At 36.1% G+C, this 18668-nt stretch carries 15 protein-coding genes; 5 read left to right on the top strand and 10 right to left on the bottom strand.

Annotated elements, in window-relative coordinates; translation table 11 throughout:
• Positions 1 to 442: 442 nt before the first annotated feature.
• The 3 genes from rpiB to AACP56_RS06680 are packed head-to-tail and all read left to right on the top strand — an operon-like array spanning position 443 to position 2240.
• Positions 443 to 874 (top strand): ribose 5-phosphate isomerase B, encoded by a 432-nt coding sequence (gene rpiB, locus AACP56_RS06690; RefSeq protein WP_339336149.1) that lies wholly within the window; start codon positions 443 to 445, stop codon positions 872 to 874.
• Positions 875 to 881: 7 nt separating this feature from the next.
• A complete protein-coding gene (locus tag AACP56_RS06685; RefSeq protein WP_339336151.1) occupies positions 882 to 1799 on the top strand; it encodes a cation diffusion facilitator family transporter in 918 nt (305 codons plus the stop codon).
• Positions 1800 to 2240 (top strand): GNAT family N-acetyltransferase, encoded by a 441-nt coding sequence (locus AACP56_RS06680; protein WP_339336153.1) that lies wholly within the window; start codon positions 1800 to 1802, stop codon positions 2238 to 2240.
• Here the strand turns inward: AACP56_RS06680 and AACP56_RS06675 are convergent.
• From AACP56_RS06675 to AACP56_RS06635, 9 genes are all read right to left on the bottom strand, one after another.
• Positions 2237 to 2611 carry a hypothetical protein gene (locus AACP56_RS06675; protein WP_339336155.1) on the bottom strand — a complete coding sequence of 125 codons (375 nt, stop codon included), beginning with the start codon at positions 2609 to 2611 and terminating at the stop codon, positions 2237 to 2239. The genes AACP56_RS06680 and AACP56_RS06675 overlap by 4 nt on opposite strands.
• A gap of 69 nt (positions 2612 to 2680) precedes the next feature.
• A complete protein-coding gene (locus AACP56_RS06670) occupies positions 2681 to 3295 on the bottom strand; it encodes a hypothetical protein (RefSeq protein WP_339336157.1) in 615 nt (204 codons plus the stop codon).
• Positions 3296 to 4522 (bottom strand): DNA (cytosine-5-)-methyltransferase, encoded by a 1227-nt coding sequence (gene dcm, locus AACP56_RS06665; RefSeq protein WP_339336159.1) that lies wholly within the window; start codon positions 4520 to 4522, stop codon positions 3296 to 3298.
• Positions 4523 to 4772: 250 nt separating this feature from the next.
• Positions 4773 to 6401 carry a S41 family peptidase gene (locus tag AACP56_RS06660; protein ID WP_339336161.1) on the bottom strand — a complete coding sequence of 543 codons (1629 nt, stop codon included), beginning with the start codon at positions 6399 to 6401 and terminating at the stop codon, positions 4773 to 4775.
• Positions 6385 to 6822, bottom strand: coding sequence for a ribonuclease P protein component (gene rnpA / locus AACP56_RS06655; protein ID WP_339339875.1), 438 nt, complete (start codon positions 6820 to 6822; stop codon positions 6385 to 6387). The genes AACP56_RS06660 and rnpA overlap by 17 nt, the downstream gene beginning before the upstream one ends.
• Positions 6823 to 6840: 18 nt before the next feature.
• A complete protein-coding gene (locus tag AACP56_RS06650) occupies positions 6841 to 8697 on the bottom strand; it encodes a M1 family metallopeptidase (protein WP_339336165.1) in 1857 nt (618 codons plus the stop codon).
• Position 8698: 1 nt separating this feature from the next.
• A complete protein-coding gene (locus tag AACP56_RS06645; protein ID WP_339336167.1) occupies positions 8699 to 10348 on the bottom strand; it encodes a S8 family peptidase in 1650 nt (549 codons plus the stop codon).
• Positions 10349 to 10372: 24 nt separating this feature from the next.
• Positions 10373 to 11233, bottom strand: a complete 861-nt coding sequence (locus tag AACP56_RS06640) for an MBL fold metallo-hydrolase (protein WP_339336169.1) — start codon at positions 11231 to 11233, stop codon at positions 10373 to 10375.
• Positions 11234 to 11588: 355 nt separating this feature from the next.
• Positions 11589 to 13817, bottom strand: coding sequence for a SulP family inorganic anion transporter (locus AACP56_RS06635; protein ID WP_339336171.1), 2229 nt, complete (start codon positions 13815 to 13817; stop codon positions 11589 to 11591).
• Between the two features lie 278 nt (positions 13818 to 14095).
• Here AACP56_RS06635 and AACP56_RS06630 point away from each other — a divergent pair, with 278 nt between their 5' ends.
• Positions 14096 to 15925: a cation:proton antiporter gene (locus tag AACP56_RS06630; protein WP_339336173.1), complete on the top strand. Its 1830-nt coding sequence runs from the start codon at positions 14096 to 14098 to the stop codon at positions 15923 to 15925.
• Between the two features lie 2 nt (positions 15926 to 15927).
• Here the strand turns inward: AACP56_RS06630 and lepA are convergent, their stop codons facing one another.
• Entirely contained in the window at positions 15928 to 17724 is a 1797-nt protein-coding gene (lepA, locus tag AACP56_RS06625) for a translation elongation factor 4 (RefSeq protein WP_339336175.1), read from the bottom strand.
• 98 nt (positions 17725 to 17822) lie between these two features.
• Here lepA and AACP56_RS06620 point away from each other — a divergent pair.
• On the top strand, positions 17823 to 18668 hold an 846-nt coding region (locus AACP56_RS06620; RefSeq protein ID WP_339339873.1), incomplete at its 3' end, for a carboxypeptidase-like regulatory domain-containing protein.

The raw sequence follows: 18668 nt of genomic DNA, 5'->3' as shown, positions 1-18668 counted from the left end.
TGTTGAAATGGAGAATAAAAAAATTAAAAATAACTTGCTTTGAACAAGAATTATTTTTTGTTGACATTTTATAGAACTTAAAAAAACGTAGAAATCAAGTAGTTAAATTGGTTATAAACAGCATTTGATAACCTTTCTTAACATGAATTTATTGATAACTAAATCTATTTTTAATGTTAACTAGTAGCATCTGACGTTTTATAAGTGTTGATTATTTTTTAATTGAATTATACCAAGACATGAGAATAAAGATTGTAATGCTAAAAATAAATGCATTTTGAAAAAAGTTTAATCATAAGTTTTCTTCTTGTTTTCAACAAAAGGCACTTTAGTTTAAAGTCTTGACATAAAGAATAATAGAATTTTTTCTTAAGCTTTATAAACATTGTCCTTTTAAAAGAATTGTACCTTTGTTATAGACCTAAATACAAAAGAACAAACGATGAAAATAGCCATAGGAAATGACCACGCTGGGACAGAGTATAAACTAGCAATAGTAGGTATGCTAAAATCCAAGGGGATAAAAGTTTTTAATTATGGAACGGATGGAACGGATAGTGTAGACTATCCAGACTTTGCCCATCCTGTGGCCAAGGATGTTGGGGAAGGGAAAGTAGATTTTGGAATAGTGGTTTGCGGTACTGGTAATGGAGCAAATATGACAACTAATAAACATCAACTAGTTCGTAGTGCACTTTGTTGGAATAAAGAGATTACGGCACTGGCAAGGGCACATAATGATGCAAATATTTTAAGCTTGCCGGCTCGCTTTATAGCATTGCCACAAGCTTTGGAAATGGTACAAACATTTTTAAAAACAGATTTTGAAGGTGGTAGACATGAACGAAGGGTAGAAAAGATACCCTGTCAATAAAAAATGAATGGGCCATCATCACGGACACAATCATTCACATCACCACCATGACTTAAAAGGTAGAAATCTTGGTATTTCTATTTTCTTAAATATTCTTATCACGGTAGCACAAGTTATTGGGGGCCTGGTTTCAGGAAGCTTAGCTTTATTATCTGATGCGCTTCATAATTTTAGTGATGTTCTTTCTTTAATCATTAGTTATGCTGCCAACACACTTTCAAAGAAAAAAGCATCAACCAATAAGACCTTTGGATACAAAAGAGCTGAAATAATAGCTGCTTTTGTAAATGCCGCAACATTGATGGTTGTAGCTGTGTTTCTAATCATTGAAGCCTTTAAGCGTTTTTTTAGCCCAGAAGAAATAGGGTCAGATTTGGTAATATGGTTATCTATAGTTGCGATATTAGGTAATGGATTTAGTGTTTTGTTAATTAAAAAGGATGCAGATGTAAACATGAATATGAAATCTGCATATTTACATTTATTGACAGATATGATGGCATCTATTGCTGTGTTGGTAGGGGGAATACTAATGAAGTTTTACAAAATATATTGGGTGGACCCTTTGCTTACATTGTTGATTGCACTTTACTTAATTTATATGGGCTATGATCTTTTAAAAGAATCGACAAAGGTGTTGATGTTATTTACTCCAAAATCGATAACTGTTCAGGAAATTGTAAGTTCAATTTCAAAAATTAAACCCATAAAAAATGTACACCATGTTCATATTTGGCAATTGAACGAAGAAGAAATCCATTTAGAGGCACATGTAGATTTTGAAAAAGATATTAAACTTTCTGAATTTGATAAGATTTTAGAACAAATAGAAGATAAGGTCTTCCATGATTATGGTATCAACCATGTTAACATACAACCAGAATACGGCAAATGTGACAGTAAAAAAATAATAGTTCAAGATTAGATGGAAATATTAATAAAATCCTTTGTCGAGCTGGAGTTAGAAGAGCTATATGAGTTATTGCGTTTAAGGAGCGAAGTTTTTGTTGTGGAACAAGAATGCATATATCAAGATATTGATGATAAGGACAAAAACGCTATACACGTTATAGGAAAAAAGAATGATAAAATAGTGGCCTACACAAGGATTTTTAAACCTAATGATTACTTTAACAACCCAAGTATTGGTCGGGTTGTTGTTGCCAAGTCCTATAGGAAACAAGAGCTTGGCAAAGACATCATGTTAGCTTCCATAAAGGCCATTGAAAGTATATTCAACACATTCACTATAGAACTCTCTGCGCAGCAATACTTAGTACAATTTTATAATGATTTGAACTTTAAAGAAGAGGGAGATGGATATTTAGAAGATGGAATCCCTCACATTAAAATGATTAGAAACTAGATTTTAATAGGTGTTTTTGAACTTAGGTTCAGGTCGTTCAACAAATCATCTGTGAACTTATAATGACCCCTAGTTGTAATAATTTTGAAACGATTGGACTTAAGCCTACTTATTGTGTCCAGAAATAACCACTTGGTTTTTAATAATTTTTCCTTCTCTGTTTTTAGGCTAACATCAAAAAAGTACTTTCTGCCATTTTTCACCGCTACGATGTCTGGGGTTATTTTCGTATCTCCACCTTTTTTAAGGTAGGATTTTGGGGTTTCATAACCATCTAAATCCGCTTTTATATTTTCAAAGCCAGTATGCTCCAGATGGTTGATTGATTTCTGTAAAAACTCTTTATTTTCCTTTTTATCTATTTTTATCATAGCTAACAACATACAAAAAAATAAGCGCTTAAACAAATAAAAACAGCTGATTAACAGCGTATTAACAATTTAAAACAAGCGTTTTGCAATTTTATGCTGAATCAAAAAATCCAAACGTAAAATTAAATTTATAGGTTGTTCATTTTTGTTCTGCTTTGAAAAAAATAAATATCCCTCTTTTTTATCATCTAGCCCTAAAATTTTATGTTTTCCATGTTTTTTAACCCTAAGGAATATGTTTTCTGAAATCGACTTTTTATCTATACCCCTTTTTAATAGAAATTCAATTAACCTTTTCCTGTTTACTAAGGTTATTTTGCATGAAGTATAAGAATTTGGCTCATCTGAGTATATAGCGGTTATTAATGAATAAAAGTTGGTTATTTTCTTTTCATCAAACAACCAGCCTCTTTTTTCTTCACCATTCTTTAGATAACAAAGTTCAAAGGCAAAAGTTGGCAAATCCTCATTAATATAATCTAGCTGCGCTTTTTCATCTATATAGAAAGAAGCACCACTTTCCATGTGTTTAAAAATTAAATCTACTCCTTTATACTGCTGCTTAATATCTGTAATGCGCTCAAAAGTATAGTGTTTTAGGTTGGATTTGTAATAAGAATCTAAGAGAACTGTTAGCTTTTTTTCTTTTTCAAGATCGGATTTAAAGTTGTTTTTTAAGCCCATCTAAGATTGTATTTTCTCAATAAGGGCATTAGCAATTTGTTCCACTACACCCACGACAAGTGCATTACCCATAAAAAATGCTCTTTTTGTATCTGAAATCCCTTCAAGTTTGGTGTGGTTGTCGGGAAACATATTAAGACGCTCTAACTCTATAGGCGTAAGTCTACGAAGTCCTTTTGTGGTTTGCACCACATGCTTAAACCGTGAAGGAGATTTACCGCCTTCCCCAGTAATTATGGTTCTGGAAGGTTTATCCAAAGCATCAGGAAAAACCATACTCCCTTCGGAATAATTATATTGGAAACCCTCCTTTGTGGTTCGAATCTCTTTTTTGCCACCTTTTAGATATTTCCATTTGGGCAGATCACCATCAGAAATAAAGTAATCTTTGGAAACGTCTCCGTTTTGAAGAACTTCTGCAAGTGAGTGAAAAGGTCCGTCATAATTAGCAGAAGTTTTTACTGTTGTCACCAAACTATCAACGCATAGACCTGAATTAAAAAATGGAGACAGCTTTTCATTTTTATTAAAGTTCTCAGAAATCTCCAGAATACTATTATCAAGTGCCAAAGAACTCTCGTTTAGAAAATTCATTTGAACAGGAAAGTTTTTGGCAAACACACCTTTTTTAAATAGTATATCATTTGCTTTTTCACCAATATATTTAGAATATAATGTGGATGATTTGTGTATTCCCAAAAGAAAAACCCGTCTTCGGCGTTGTGGCATTCCATATTCTGCAGCATTTATTACACGCCATTCAATAGCATATTGCAAATCCGAAAGACTCTTCAGCATAATTGCAAAATCCCTACCGCGTTGTGAAGAAGGTGATTTTAACAATCTATCTACGTTCTCAAGGATTAGATATTTTGGTTTTTTCTTTTTCTCAGAAAGAATACGATAAATGGACCACCACAACACCCCTTTTTTACCAAGCAAACCTTTTGAGTTTTTTAAAGTGGTGGCAACGGAATAGTCTTGGCAGGGAAAACCACCCACTAAAACATCATGGTCTGGAATCTGCTTTGTTGGAATCTGCTCAATATCAATATTAGAATGGTTTTCCGAACCAAAACGGGCTTCATAGACCATAGAGGCATGCTGGGTTTTAGTAGAAGGCTCCCATTGATTGCTCCAAATTACCTCATACCCATCAGTTTTTTCTAAGCCCAGTCTAAAACCACCAACACCAGCAAAAAGTTCGCAGACCTTTAATTTTAGCATATATCAAAAGTAAGCAATTGCCATTTCTAGCAAACAAAAAAGGTGCTCATAAAATAGAAGCACTGCTTTGCATAAAAATTATCGACATAATGATTAGAAGGTTTGCTATGACCATTAGATGGAAAAATAGAGTTTTTATCAGCTTTAGCCATTTTAGAAACAAAGGAGGTTGATCTTACTCGGGAATAAAAATAAGCAAAACCCTACAAATTTTCAAAGAAAGGACGACCTCAGAAAAACCGCTACAGAATTAGGGCGTAAGAATTTCGGCATATTTTTTCTTATCCTTTAGAATTTCGGTAGCAGATAAAATGGCATCATCATTATTTAAATTATACGCAAAAAGCCCCCCCCTGTAGAAATAACGTTTAATTATTTCGTCTTCTAATTTTTTAATGATTTCTGTTTTATAGATATCCAAAGCTAAAATCTTACCTCGATTTACCGCAAATAGTAAGTCCTTGTACTTGTTCTGGACTTCTGTACCTAAAAGTGAGTCATCAGAGTTCAATGTCTCTTCCAAGAGTTTTTCAGTCTTAGTTTTAAATGAAAAACCCTTACTATTTGCAAAACTTTTAAAGGCATTGTAATTGACTTGGGAAAACTTAAAATCCTCAACAGAACTAAACTCATTCTTGTAGTAAAATTCAGTTGCAAAATCAAAGATTATATGATTGGCTACCAATGCATTTGTTAAGGCATTAGATTTTGAGGACGTTATTTCAACATCCGGCATTACGCCACCTCCATCTTCAACAACCCTCCCATTTCTGGTCTTGAATTGATTGAAAGTTGTATTTCTAACAGCATTTCCCTCATCATCCCTATTCCAATAATCCAAGGATTGAATACATCTGCCCGAAGGCGTAAAATATCTTGAAATAGTGACTTTTAGTTGGGTGCCATATGTAAGCCTTAAAGGCCTTTGGACCAAACCTTTACCAAAACTACGAGCCCCCATAATCACTGCTCTGTCCAAATCTTGCAAACTGCCCGAAACAATTTCACTTGCAGAGGCACTACTGCCATTGACCAAAACCACGAGCGGAATTTCTAAATCTTCTGGTTTGTTTTTGGTCTTATAGGTTTGATTGAATTTTTTAACTTTCGATTTTGTGGTAACAATCAACTCTCCTTTTGGAACAAATAAATTAGTAACATTGATTGCCTCAGATAATAACCCGCCAGGGTTGCCCCTTAAGTCTAGAATGATTTGTTCTGCTCCTTGTCCTTTTAAGTCTTGCAATGCAGATTTGGTTTGACTAGAAGCTTTTCTATTGAATTTTGCCAAGACAATGTAGCCGGTTTTATCATCTACCATACTATAGAAAGGTACAGCATCTACCTCTACACCTTCACGCGTAATAGTAGTTGTTTTGGTTTCGCCCTGTCTTTTGTAAGTAACCTCTACATTACTATTATTGGCACCCTTAAGTAACTCGCTGGCATTATCATCAAAATCTGAAACCGTTATTTCACCAATTTTAATAACCTCATCCCCAGCTTTGAGACCAGCCTTATCGGCAGGATAATCTTTATAAGGCTCTACAATAACCAGCTTGTCATCATAAGAACGGACCAACGCCCCAATACCAGAGTATTCACCTGCGTTATTTATTTTATATTCTTCTACGTCTTGTTCGTTCAAAAACTTAGTATACGGATCTAATTCATCCAGCATATTTTTAATGGCAGAGTCCATCAATTCAGCAGGATTGGTCTCATCCACATAGTTCATGTTGAGCTCTTTAAACAAGGTTGTAAAGATTTCAATTTGCTTGGCAATTTCGAAAAAGTCGCTTTTAAAACTACTGCTTGCTATTAAAAAGAAAATTGCGGCTACTGGAACTAAAAGCTGTTTTTTATAAAGATTTTTCATGAAGGTTTTTTTCTTGAAATTTTTCTAAAAGCCCAAGCATTTTTTCGTTTACAGCTGAATAAGTGGGCATTTCCCTACCAAGATATAAAATCATAAACGCAAAGTTTCCCTCAATGTTGTTAAAAATGGAGGGCTTGTTTAGCCTGTAAGACTCTCTTAATAGGCGTTTAATACGATTTCTTTGTACTGCTTTTTTAAAATTTTTCTTAGGGGCAATTACCCCAGCTTTAATCTTGGAGCTGTCCTCAAAATCCGTTTTAAGATAAATTAACTTAAGAGGAAAATTTGTGATGCTTTTACCCTCTTCAAAAAGTGTTTCAATCAACTTTCTGCTTTTGAGTTTTTCGTTTTTAGGGAAAGTAAAGGCCATTATTAAAAGTAAAAAATCCGTTTGAGAGTACAATGCCCCAAACGGATTCATTAACTGTTTCAATTTTAATTATTCAGGCTGATAAATATTGTTCTCTCTATCAACATCTGCCATTAGTTGGGAGGGGTCTATAGAAATACCCGCTACATTTTCCAAAGGTTTATCAATAACCAATTCATAGGTATTGCTTGCCCATGCCCAATCATCGGAAACGGTTCTTTTTAATGAGGGATAAGGGTTTTCTTTTTCACCACGCATCATTCTTAAAGGAACATAATATGTCTCTTGGTTTCCATTAGCATCAACCACCAAAATATCCAAGGGCATTGGCATTAGGCCAATACGCTCTAAAACTATTTTGGTTTTGTCACCATCGGCCACAACTTCTTTTATCCCATAATCTATTGTGTTGGTGGTTTGTGTCCAGTCTGTTAAGTACCAGTCCAATTCCATACCTGAAACTTTTTCAGCGGTTCTTTTAATATCATTGGGCACAGGGTGCTTAAACTTAAAATCCTCGTAGTATTTTCTAACTGTCTCCATCAACTTATCTTGCCCAATTACGTATCCCAATTGCGACAAAAAGATAGCACCTTTACTATAAGCTGCTATTCCGTATGGAGTGTTTTCATTGTATCTGTCTGCATGTGTGGTCTGAGGCTGTTCCTTTCCGGATTTTACCAGATAAAAGTATCCCCTGTACGAATTTTCAAAAGGATTTTCCTTGTTCTTTTCCAATACTTCGTTGCTACATAAAGCTGAAATAAAAGAAGTAAAACCCTCATCCATCCACTCATGCTTAGCTTCGTTAGTGGCCAAAACGTGTTGAAACCAAGAGTGGGCCAATTCATGAATCATGGTACCAACAACGCTACCTGGTTTATCCCCGCCAGTTATTAAAGTTGACATGGCATACTCCATACCACCATCACCACCTTGGATTACTGAATATTGTTTATAGGGATATTCACCTATGTTTTTATTAAAAAAGAGCATTGCCTTTTCCGTTAAAGGCTGTACTTTTTCCCAGGTTTCTTTGAACTTTTCATCATTTTTATATAGAAAATGAAGCGTTGGACCATTCTCCATTTGTAAAGTATCATGAACATATTCTGGGTCTGCGGCCCACATAAAATCATGGACCATAGGCGCCTTAAAGTGCCAGGTTAAGGTTTTGCCTTTTGTTTTTACTTTGGTTTCCGGGGCTTCATACCCATGTCCAATCTCATCAGGATTTTGCAAATAACCGGTTCCACCAACAGTGTAGTTTTTGTCGATGGTAAGCTTTACATCAAAATCTCCCCAAACCCCATGAAATTCTCTAGCTATATAGGGGTTGGGATGCCAACCTTCAAAATCATATTCTGCTAATTTAGGATACCATTGGCTCATAGAAAGCGCAACACCATCCTTATTGATGCGACCGGACCTACGTATTTGGACAGGAACCTGACCTTTGAACTCCATCTCAAAAGTGGTTTTGCCGCCTGAAGCAATCGGTTTAGCTAAATCGACTACCAGCACAGTTCCTTCTTCTGAAAAAGACACTTTTTGACCGTCTTGGGTTAAAGAAGTAGCGTGTAAATAGCCAATTTCCGAAGGAGACAAAGAAGCAATCCTGCTTTTTTTCTCTGCATTGACCATTCTACCATCAGGATCAGCTATATTCTGTAAACGCATGTCCATTTCACTACCGGGCTGGAAGGCATTAAAATACAAGTGATAATATACCCGGTTTAATTCATCAGGCGAATTGTTGGTATATACCAATTTCTGAGTGCCGGTATACTGATAATTTTCTACATCCATGTCAACATTCATGGTATAATCAACATGCTGTTGCCAATATCCGGTATTATTTTGAGCAATTAAGGTAGTTATCCCACAAAGAAGAAGAAATACAATTTTTTTGACCAGTTTAATCATTTTATTCTGCGTTAGAATCTAAAGTTAATTTTCCTTTTGAAATATTTTCAGCTAAAAGTAATGCATTATAGGCGTTGACCATTTTTCCAGACTTTGAAATTTCTGAAAATGACTTGCTTTTTGAGGGATCACCAGCTACAATAACAGATGCTTTTGAACGCAACCCTGATTGCATCAGCACTTTTTTGACTTGAGAAGCAGACAGACTAGGGTAGTATGAACGTATTAAAGCTGCAACTCCAGCTACAGCAGGGGCAGCCATTGAAGTTCCACCTTGAAAATCATATTTGTTGTTGGGCATGGTAGAATATATATTGTCTCCAGGAGCAAAAACATCAACATTATCAGCCCCATAATTTGAAAATGTTGCAACCATTTTAGAGCCATAGGCAGGGGCTAATGCGCCTACGGTTATGACATTATCGCTAATTTCTGAGCCAACATATTTATGGTCATTGGGAAAATTTGGATTAGATGCATCGTCTAAATCATCCCCATCATTACCAGCCGCATGCACAATTAGCACATCTTTTGAAGCAGCATATTTTATAGCATCATAAACCCATTCCGCATTTGGAGAAAATGATTTTCCAAAACTACAATTGATGATTTTTGCGCCATTGTCCACGGCATATCTAATCCCCAATGCGATATCTTTATCGTACTCATCACCATTTGGGACGGCACGGATACTCATTAGCTTTACATTTTTAGCCACACCATTAACACCTTTTCCATTGTTACGTTCTGCAGCTATAATACCAGCTACATGCGTACCGTGGCTTTCATCTTCAACACGATTTTTGGGATTGCCATTACCGTAGTTTCTATCGTTAAAATCATAGGGCTTATCGCCAACGACTTCTCTTCCATTGAAATTTTTGTTTAAATTGTAGTTTGCTTGTTCGGTAAAGTAAGTCACACCCTCTGTAACTTCTTCAATTACTTCATCGATAGTATCAGCATATTGAAACATTTGAGAAAGTATGGCAACATTTTGTTGCATTTTTTCCGAAGTGGGCTTCATGGCCATTAATTCCTTTTTGGTGTAAGTATCTTTACCTAAAGCTGTTTTAACTTCTGTATCAGCATTTTTAACTGCCTGAAGAATCTGCTCATACTGTTGTTTATTCTGTAAGGCTTTTGGATATTCTTTGTCCAATTTTATTTGGGCCTTAGCTCGCATAGCAGCATCACCAATTCCCAATCGTAGCATGCGCACATACTCTAATTGTTCGTTATAAGATTCGCCCAAAAAATTATAGCCATGAATATCATCTACATAACCATTATTGTCGTCATCTTTTCCGTTTCCGGCTTTTTCACCTTTATTGGTCCAAAGCACATCATCCAAATCCTCATGGGTTAAATCCATTCCAGAGTCTAGAACAGCAACCACAACAGTTTGTCCTCTTTTGTTTCCTATTAATTCTGTATAAGCCCTATCAACACTCATACCGGGGATAGTGTCTGTGACCAAGTCTGCATGGCCCCAATTTTTCTTCTGAGAATCTGAAAGTTCAGTAATTTTTAAGGGTACGGTATCTATATTTTCAACAGGAGTTGAAACTAAAGAAGTTGCTCCACACCCCATTAGGAATATACTTCCAGATATAAGGGCAAAAAATGATTTTGAATATGTAGTCATCATATAAATGTATTTTGAATAATAAGATTAACCGAATAAAGTATCAAAAGAAAACAATTCGTTAAGCCGGACACCTTTCTCGGTATGTTTTAATGTACAGAGCTCATTGTGTGCATCATGCTCAAAAAATAGTACAAATCCCTCTTCAACTGCCCTTTCTGAAAAGTTGGCTTTTTCATCCATACTAAGTAGTGGACGAGTATCATAACCTGTTACATAGGGCAGAGGGATATGGCCAACTGTTGGCATTAAATCTGCCATGAACACCACAGTCTTTCCTTTGTAATTAATGTGGGGAATCATCTGTTTTTCTGTATGGCCATCTATGAACAGAATATCAAAACCTAATTCTGAGTTTTTAACAAATGAATTACCAAAAGACGGTATAAATCGCAATCTTCCACTTTCTTGCATAGGAAGTAAGTTTTCTTTTAAAAAAGACGCTTTTTCACGAGGGTTCGGTTTTGTAGCCCAATTCCAGTGATTTTCGTTTGTCCAATAATCGGCATTTTTAAACGCAAGCTCATAACCAGTTCTATTTTTATTCCACTGGACACTTCCACCACAATGATCAAAATGTAAATGCGTCATAAAAACATCGGTAATATCATCGCGATGAAAACCTAGCTTTTGTAAAGAGCTATCAATAGAAAAATCACCCCATCGGTAATAATAATTAAAGAACTTTTCAGATTGCTTGTCACCCATTCCTGTGTCTATAAGAATTAATCTCTCACCGTCTTCAACCAAAAGGCTTCTGGCAGCAATATCGATCATATTATTATTATCAGCAGGATTGGTCCTAGACCATAGCGATTTTGGTACCACACCAAACATGGCACCACCATCAAGCTTAAAATTTCCTGTTTCAACGGGGTATAAAGTCATCAACACTTAAAAAGCCATGCAAAATAAGAAAAGAGGGGATAATTGCCTTAAAAACACGTAATTATTGGATGTTTTTTAACAGAAAACTTTGGCTCTAGGCCTTAAGAGGCTTTTACAACTGCTGTCCAAAATAAATTATAGCCTTTATTTCCTGAAAGCTTAACAGCAGTTCTTTTTTAAGAATCTTTTCCGTTGAAGTAAAAGCGTTTGTTGAAATCAGACTGGTCATCAATTTGGATATTGAGAAAGCCTAAGAAGTGTAAATAAACACTGGTATATTGGTGATATATACCGCGTATGCTAAGCAGATGACATGATTTACCGCTTGCTAGCGTTTTTTTTCAATATCATCTCCCTATTTCATTTCATTTAAGATTGTGGCTAATTCTTTGCCATAATCTAGGAACGCAACGGTTTCATCCGTTCGCGCCAATTTGATTTTATCAAAAATGATTAGCGCCTCGCCATTACTTTCTAAGTGATAAATCTGATGATTTTCGAAAAAGCGAATGACTTCGTCTGTAAAAAATGACCTAATTTCAGGCTCTTTACTACCCATAATTAGAAATTTTTTGGAAAAATCTGGATACATCTCAAAATCAATATCCTTATAACCTGTATAGGCCATCACACGGTCAAATAATCTTTCCAATACGCCTTCTTTTTCCATTGTAAAAATGGGTATTTTTTTGTTCAACTTCAGGACCAAGAGTGTTGTGTTGAAAGTCTCGGCCGTAAAAGCCGCACCCTCACTGAAGGTTACATCCGCAATTTCCCAAGACACGTCCAAGCCTTTAAATGTTCCTTTAAGGCAATTTGATTTACGTTCGATAGGCCGAATCTCAAAAAAGTGAAAATTCTTTAGATAATTTGTATTCCAATCTACTTGATGGGCGAATTGATAATCTTTTTCATTGGCTAAATTTTGCAATCGATTTTGTCTGGGCGATAATTTGGCGGCAGAACTGTTTAAAGAAATTTTTAAGGCTCTATTATGGCTAGATGATGAAACATGGTTGTCTAATCCTTTTATGACAACTTTGCCACCTGTGTCCTTTTGTATTTTTAAGTAATCCACGATATAATCCATATAGGTCATGCCGACCAATCTTGTTTCCGATAAATCAATATTCACATCCGCCCCAGAAGGAATTTGAGCCACTAATTTGTCGACTTTTAAGATGCCCAAAAAGTTTGCGATTCCCTTAATCTTTAAATCGTAACTGCCATCTGGTCTCGTAATCAAATCAGAACCCGATTTATACACCATTTTAAAAAATTGGGGGATGGATACCCGAGCCAACAACATGTGACTGACCATGGCCAATACTAACCCTCCCAGTAATCCAACTAACAAATTGGTGTACAGGGTTAGAACCATTGTAGCCACAAAGAATATGAGTTGCTCGGTACCTTGACTATACACTTGTTTAAAGACGGCTGGTGAAGCTAATTTAAACCCGGTATAAACGAGTAAAATAGCAAAAGCACATAGCGGTACTTGACGCATTATGGGACTCAATAACACAATAAAAACTAACAGCAGCAATCCTTGATACATATTGGACCACTTTGTCTTCGCGCCATTATGGATATTGACCGTACTTCGAATTATCACGGCAATAATGGGTAATCCACCAATCATACCCGCTGCCACTGTACTCAATCCAATACCGGTCAAATCCTTATTCAAATTCGTTTTTCGTTTATAAGGGTCAATTTTGTCAATCGCTTTTGCAATGGCTAATGATTCAATACTTGTGATGATTAAGATGGAAAATACGGTCGTCCAAAATTCAATAGTATTGATTTTACCAAAATTGGGATGCATTATGGAATCCATAATATTATCGGGAATGTCCAACAGTAAATTAGGTCCAACCTCATAGCCTTTTCCAAAGAAGGAAAGCGAATGTTGGTCAAAGAAATTGAAAAAATAAACAAACGGAATCGAAAGCGCAACGACCCACATGGGCGTCGGTAGAATATGGAAAAACCGATTACTGATTTTGGAATGAAACAGTAATAACAGTAGGCCTACCAAAGCAATAATTACCACAAAAGGATTCGCCTGGGGCAGGAGTACAATTGCATCGACAAGGTTTTGTATGATGCTCGGACTATCAGAATGCGTGCCAATGGCAACATGAATCTGTTTGGCAAAAATGATAATTCCGATGGCGGCCAAAATACCTTGAATCACCGAAGAATGGAAGATATCCGCTAGTCGACCCAATTTCAATATTCCTAAAAATACTTGAATAGCACCAGAAACAACCACCGCCGCTAAGACATAATTAAAAGCTTGCCCTGAACCATCATCCATCAATGTGATTCCTAAAAGTATGACGGCAATGACTCCTTTTGCAGGTCCGTTAACCGAGATATGCCCGCCTCTATAAAGTGTTGTTACAACACCACCAACAATTGCAGAAATGATGCCTGACATAGCGGGTGCGCCCGCTGCTAAAGCAATACCTAATGAAAGTGGTAAAGCAATGAGTGAGACACTCACAGCGGCGATTAAATCACTTTGCCAATTTTCTAGTAAACCCTTGACCCCTTTTTTTGGTGTAATTTCCATTTGTTTAACTATTTGACTTATAAAATATGTCAATAAATCGTTTCACAATTATTAAATGATTCTCAAAAAATGAGCAATTTGTATGGCTTCAAATACATTGACCGAAGTGAAGGTGAAAATGCAAAGCCAAATAAAATGGGTTTAAAAGGACGTCCTTTTTGCTCCAAAATGTGATATCATTTTTGCCGAATATAAGACATAAAACACGAAGAGTGCAATGTTTAAAATCACAACAGAATTCTAAAATAAAAACAGTAAATTCCCAAAAAAATACAACAATGCTAGAGCTTGCGGGAATTATAATTTTAGGAATTATTGCGCAATGGGTAGCTTGGCGACTTAAATTGCCCGCTATTTTACCCCTTATCCTGATAGGGTTGTTGGTTGGGCCAATCGCAACTTTATATACAGAAGATGGCGCAAAATTAATAGAACCTATTTGGAATGGAGAGAAGGGATTGTTTCCTGGTGAAGGGCTATATTATTTTGTTTCTCTAGCTATTAGTATTATTCTTTTTGAAGGTGGACTGACCTTAAAACGTTCTGAAATTGCCAATGTTGGACCCGTAATTACAAAGTTAATTACAGTTGGTTCTGTAGTTACATTTTTTGGAGCTGGAGTAGCAGCTCATGATATTTTTGGACTTTCTTGGCAAATTTCTTTTTTGTTCTCAGCGCTGATTATTGTAACAGGCCCCACCGTAATAACACCAATATTGCGGAATATTCCACTTAAAAAGGATATCTCTACCGTTCTTAAATGGGAAGGTATTTTAATAGACCCCATAGGTGCTTTAGTAGCGGTTTTGGTATTTGAATTTATAAGTGTTGGGGAAGGAAGCGGTTATACCCAAACTGCATTGATCGAGTTTGGTAAGATTTTACTTTTTGGAACTACTTTTGGATTCACATTTGCCCATGCACTAGCCTTTGCTATAAGAAAGAATTTAATTCCGCATTATTTAATGAATGTGGTTTCACTATCCGTGGTACTGTTGGTTTTTGTGGAATCCGATGTTTTTGCCCATGAATCGGGTCTTTTGGCAGTTGTGGTAATGGGAATGGTCTTAGGAAATATGAACCTTCCAAACATAAAAGAACTTCTATATTTTAAGGAATCACTAAGTGTTTTATTAATTTCAATCCTCTTTATATTATTAGCGGCAAACATTAATATCAGTGATTTGGAATTGTTAATGAACTGGAAGACTGCAGCACTTTTTGTTTTAGTAGTTTTCTTAATTAGGCCTCTTGGCGTTTTTCTAAGTACGCAGGGCTCCAAATTAAAATTGAACGAAAAATTATTTATTGGATGGGTAGGTCCTAGAGGTATCGTTGCCGCTGGTATAGCTTCTCTCTTTGGTTCTAAACTTTTGGCAAAGGGAGAGCCAGGAGCGGAATACATTACACCATTGGTTTTTATGATTGTTTTGGGTACGGTTTTGTTAAATGCCACTACCGCTAGGTTATTTGCAAAGCTAGTAGGCGTATTTCTTAAAAAGTCTGAAGGTATTTTGATTATTGGAGCTTCTAAAGTTTCAAGACTGATTGCCAACTACCTAAAAAAGAATAATCGCCATGTAGTACTTATTGATAATAATCAGCATAATGTTCAAAAGGCAAAGAACTTGGGTATTGAAGCCATGGTTGCGAATATTTATTCGGACTCTTTAACCGATAATATTGAATTGAACGATATGGGGTATTTAATGGCCTTAACGGGAAATTCGGATATTAACAAATTTGCAATAGATAAGTTTAAAAAACAGTTTGGGGAAAACGGAGCGTTCAGAATAGTGAATACTGATGAAATGAATGACCCGGAAAATAATCCCGAAGAAGGATTGTTTTCACATACGGATGATTTTATAAAACTGACTGATGCAGCAAGAAAATATCCTTCAATCAACGAGACAGAATTGAAAGATCAAGAACATTATAATGGACTTATAGAGATTACAAAAGCAGATAACAATATTATTCCTCTATTTCTAAAAACCCCAAACAACGATCTAAAAATTATATCTGCCTTTAGCAAGGAGTTTACAGATATTCAAGAAGGATATAAACTCGTATATTTAGGAAAGGTATTTGATTTTGACGAATAAAATTAATCGTTCAACTTCAATACGGCCATAAATGCTTGCTGAGGTATTTCTACATTACCTACTTGGCGCATTCGTTTTTTACCTTTTTTCTGTTTTTCAAGCAATTTACGTTTACGCGAAATATCACCACCATAACATTTAGCAGTAACGTCCTTTCGCAAAGCTTTTATAGTTTCTCTTGATATGATTTTTGAACCAATTGCGGCCTGGATAGGAATATCAAACTGTTGTCTTGGTATTAGTTCTTTCAACTTCTCACACATCTTTTTACCAATGGTATGGGCATTATCAAAATGAACCAAAGCAGAAAGTGCATCCACCGGTTGTGCATTTAAGAGGATGTCCACACGAACCAATTTTGAAGTACGCATTCCAATCGGGGCATAATCAAAAGAAGCATACCCTTTTGAGACAGTTTTCAATCGGTCATAAAAATCAAAAACAATTTCGGCCAAAGGCATATCAAACGTTAACTCAACCCTTTGGGTGGTCAAATAAGTCTGATTGGTAATCTGTCCACGTTTTTCAATACAGAGGGACATTACGTTACCTACAAAATCTGACTTTGTGATTATTGTCGCTTTAATATAAGGCTCTTCAACACGGTCTAACGTAGAAGGATCTGGCAAATCTGAAGGATTGTTTACAATAACAACCTCTTCCGTATTTTTTGTGGTAAAAGCATGGTAACTTACATTGGGAACGGTGGTTATTACGGTCATATTAAATTCACGTTCCAGCCGCTCCTGTATAATTTCCATATGAAGCATTCCTAAGAACCCACAGCGAAAACCAAAACCAAGTGCGGCACTGCTTTCCGGGGCGAAAACCAAAGAAGCATCATTTAGCTGAAGCTTTTCCATGGAAGCACGTAATTCTTCAAACTCCTCGGTATCTACCGGGTAAATACCTGCAAAAACCATAGGTTTTACATCTTCAAAGCCCTCGATTGCATTTTTAGTGGGTTTCGCTGCATCGGTAATAGTGTCTCCAACCTTTACTTCTCTTGCATCTTTGATGCCAGTTATAAGATAACCTACGTCACCAGCTTTTATACTTTGCTGTGGATGTTGCTCCAATTTTAACGTACCGACTTCATCAGCAAAATAGTCCTTGCCAGTAGCCACAAATTTTATCTTTTGTCCTTTTTTAATTTCACCGTTGATTACTCTAAAATAGGTTTCTACACCTCTAAAAGGATTGTAAACAGAATCAAATACTAATGCTTGTAAAGATTCGTCAGGATTTCCTTCCGGGGGAGGGATACGCTCTATGATAGCACTTAATATTTCTTCAATTCCAATTCCCGTTTTAGCGCTAGCAGGGATAACTTCTTCAGCATCACAACCGAGGAGGTCAACAATATCATCGGTTACTTCTTCAGGGTTGGCACTGGGCAAATCTACTTTGTTAAGGACTGGGATAATCTCTAGATCATTCTCTAATGCTAGATATAAATTGGAAATGGTTTGAGCTTGAATACTTTGGGCAGCATCAACAACCAGCAGCGCACCTTCACACGCTGCTATAGATCTTGAGACTTCATAAGAAAAATCCACGTGGCCTGGAGTATCTATCAAATTAAGTATGTATTCTTCCCCTTTGTAAGTGTGCTCCATTTGAATGGCATGACTCTTAATGGTGATACCACGCTCTCGTTCTAAATCCATGCTGTCTAAAAGCTGGTCTTGCTTTTCACGCTCGGTAACAGAACCAGTAAAATCCAATAGACGATCGGCCAAGGTACTTTTACCATGGTCTATATGTGCAATAATGCAGAAGTTTCTAATCTTTTTCATACCAACTGCAAATATAGTTCTTTTGCATAGCAGGATAGTTAAATATAAATGACTGCTCAGAAATATTTTCTTAGATTTGATATTCAACCTAAGCCTAAATGAAGAACTTCCTGCTCTCCTTTTTTTTGGTGCTATTTGTTTTTGGATGTTGTTTTTCCCAGACTTTTAAAATATCGGGAAAGGTTGTAAATACTGAAAATGAGATAATCCCTTTTGCCAATGTATTATTGTTGAGTGCAAGTGACTCTACATTTGTTAAAGGAACGTCAGCCTCTGAGAGTGGATTTTTTGAATTACCGAACGTTGAACCAAACCTATATTTACTACAAGCCAGCTACATAGGAAGAGGCTCAAAACCTTTGGCACTCGACATAAAAAAGGATGTTTCACTTGGAGCGTTGATTATACCGTCGACAGCAGAAAATTTGGATGAGGTTGTGGTTACAGCTCGCCGACCTACAGTTCAAAGATTGTCCGACAGGTTGGTTTTTAATGTTGAAAATACAGTGATTTCCCAAGGAAACTCTTGGGATATTTTAAAGAATACACCAGGGGTAATTGTAAATCAAAATGACCTCCAAATTAGAGGACAAAATGCAACAGTCTACTTAAACGATAGAAGAGTACAGCTATCAGGACAAGAAGTTCAGGATTTGTTACAAGGACTTACAGGCACAGCGATTAAGTCGGTTGAAGTAATTGCGAACCCACCGGCTAGATATGATGCTGAAAGTGGTCCAATTTTGAATATTGTTACTAGTAAAAGCATTGTTCCGGGATACAAAGGGAGTGTAAACGGGTCATATACGCAAGCAGTTTTTCCAAAGTTTAGCCTGGGGACAAGTCACTATTATAAAACTGACAAACTAAATCTTTTTGCCAATTATTCTATCAACCCTAAAAAAGAATTACGAAAAACAAAAAAAGGAATAAATTTTATAGAT

Source organism: Croceitalea sp. MTPC6 (assembly GCF_036985525.1).
Taxonomy (GTDB): domain Bacteria; phylum Bacteroidota; class Bacteroidia; order Flavobacteriales; family Flavobacteriaceae; genus Croceitalea.
The sequence above is the reverse complement of the archived record's forward strand: the minus strand, read 5'-3'. Positions and strand labels throughout refer to the sequence as shown.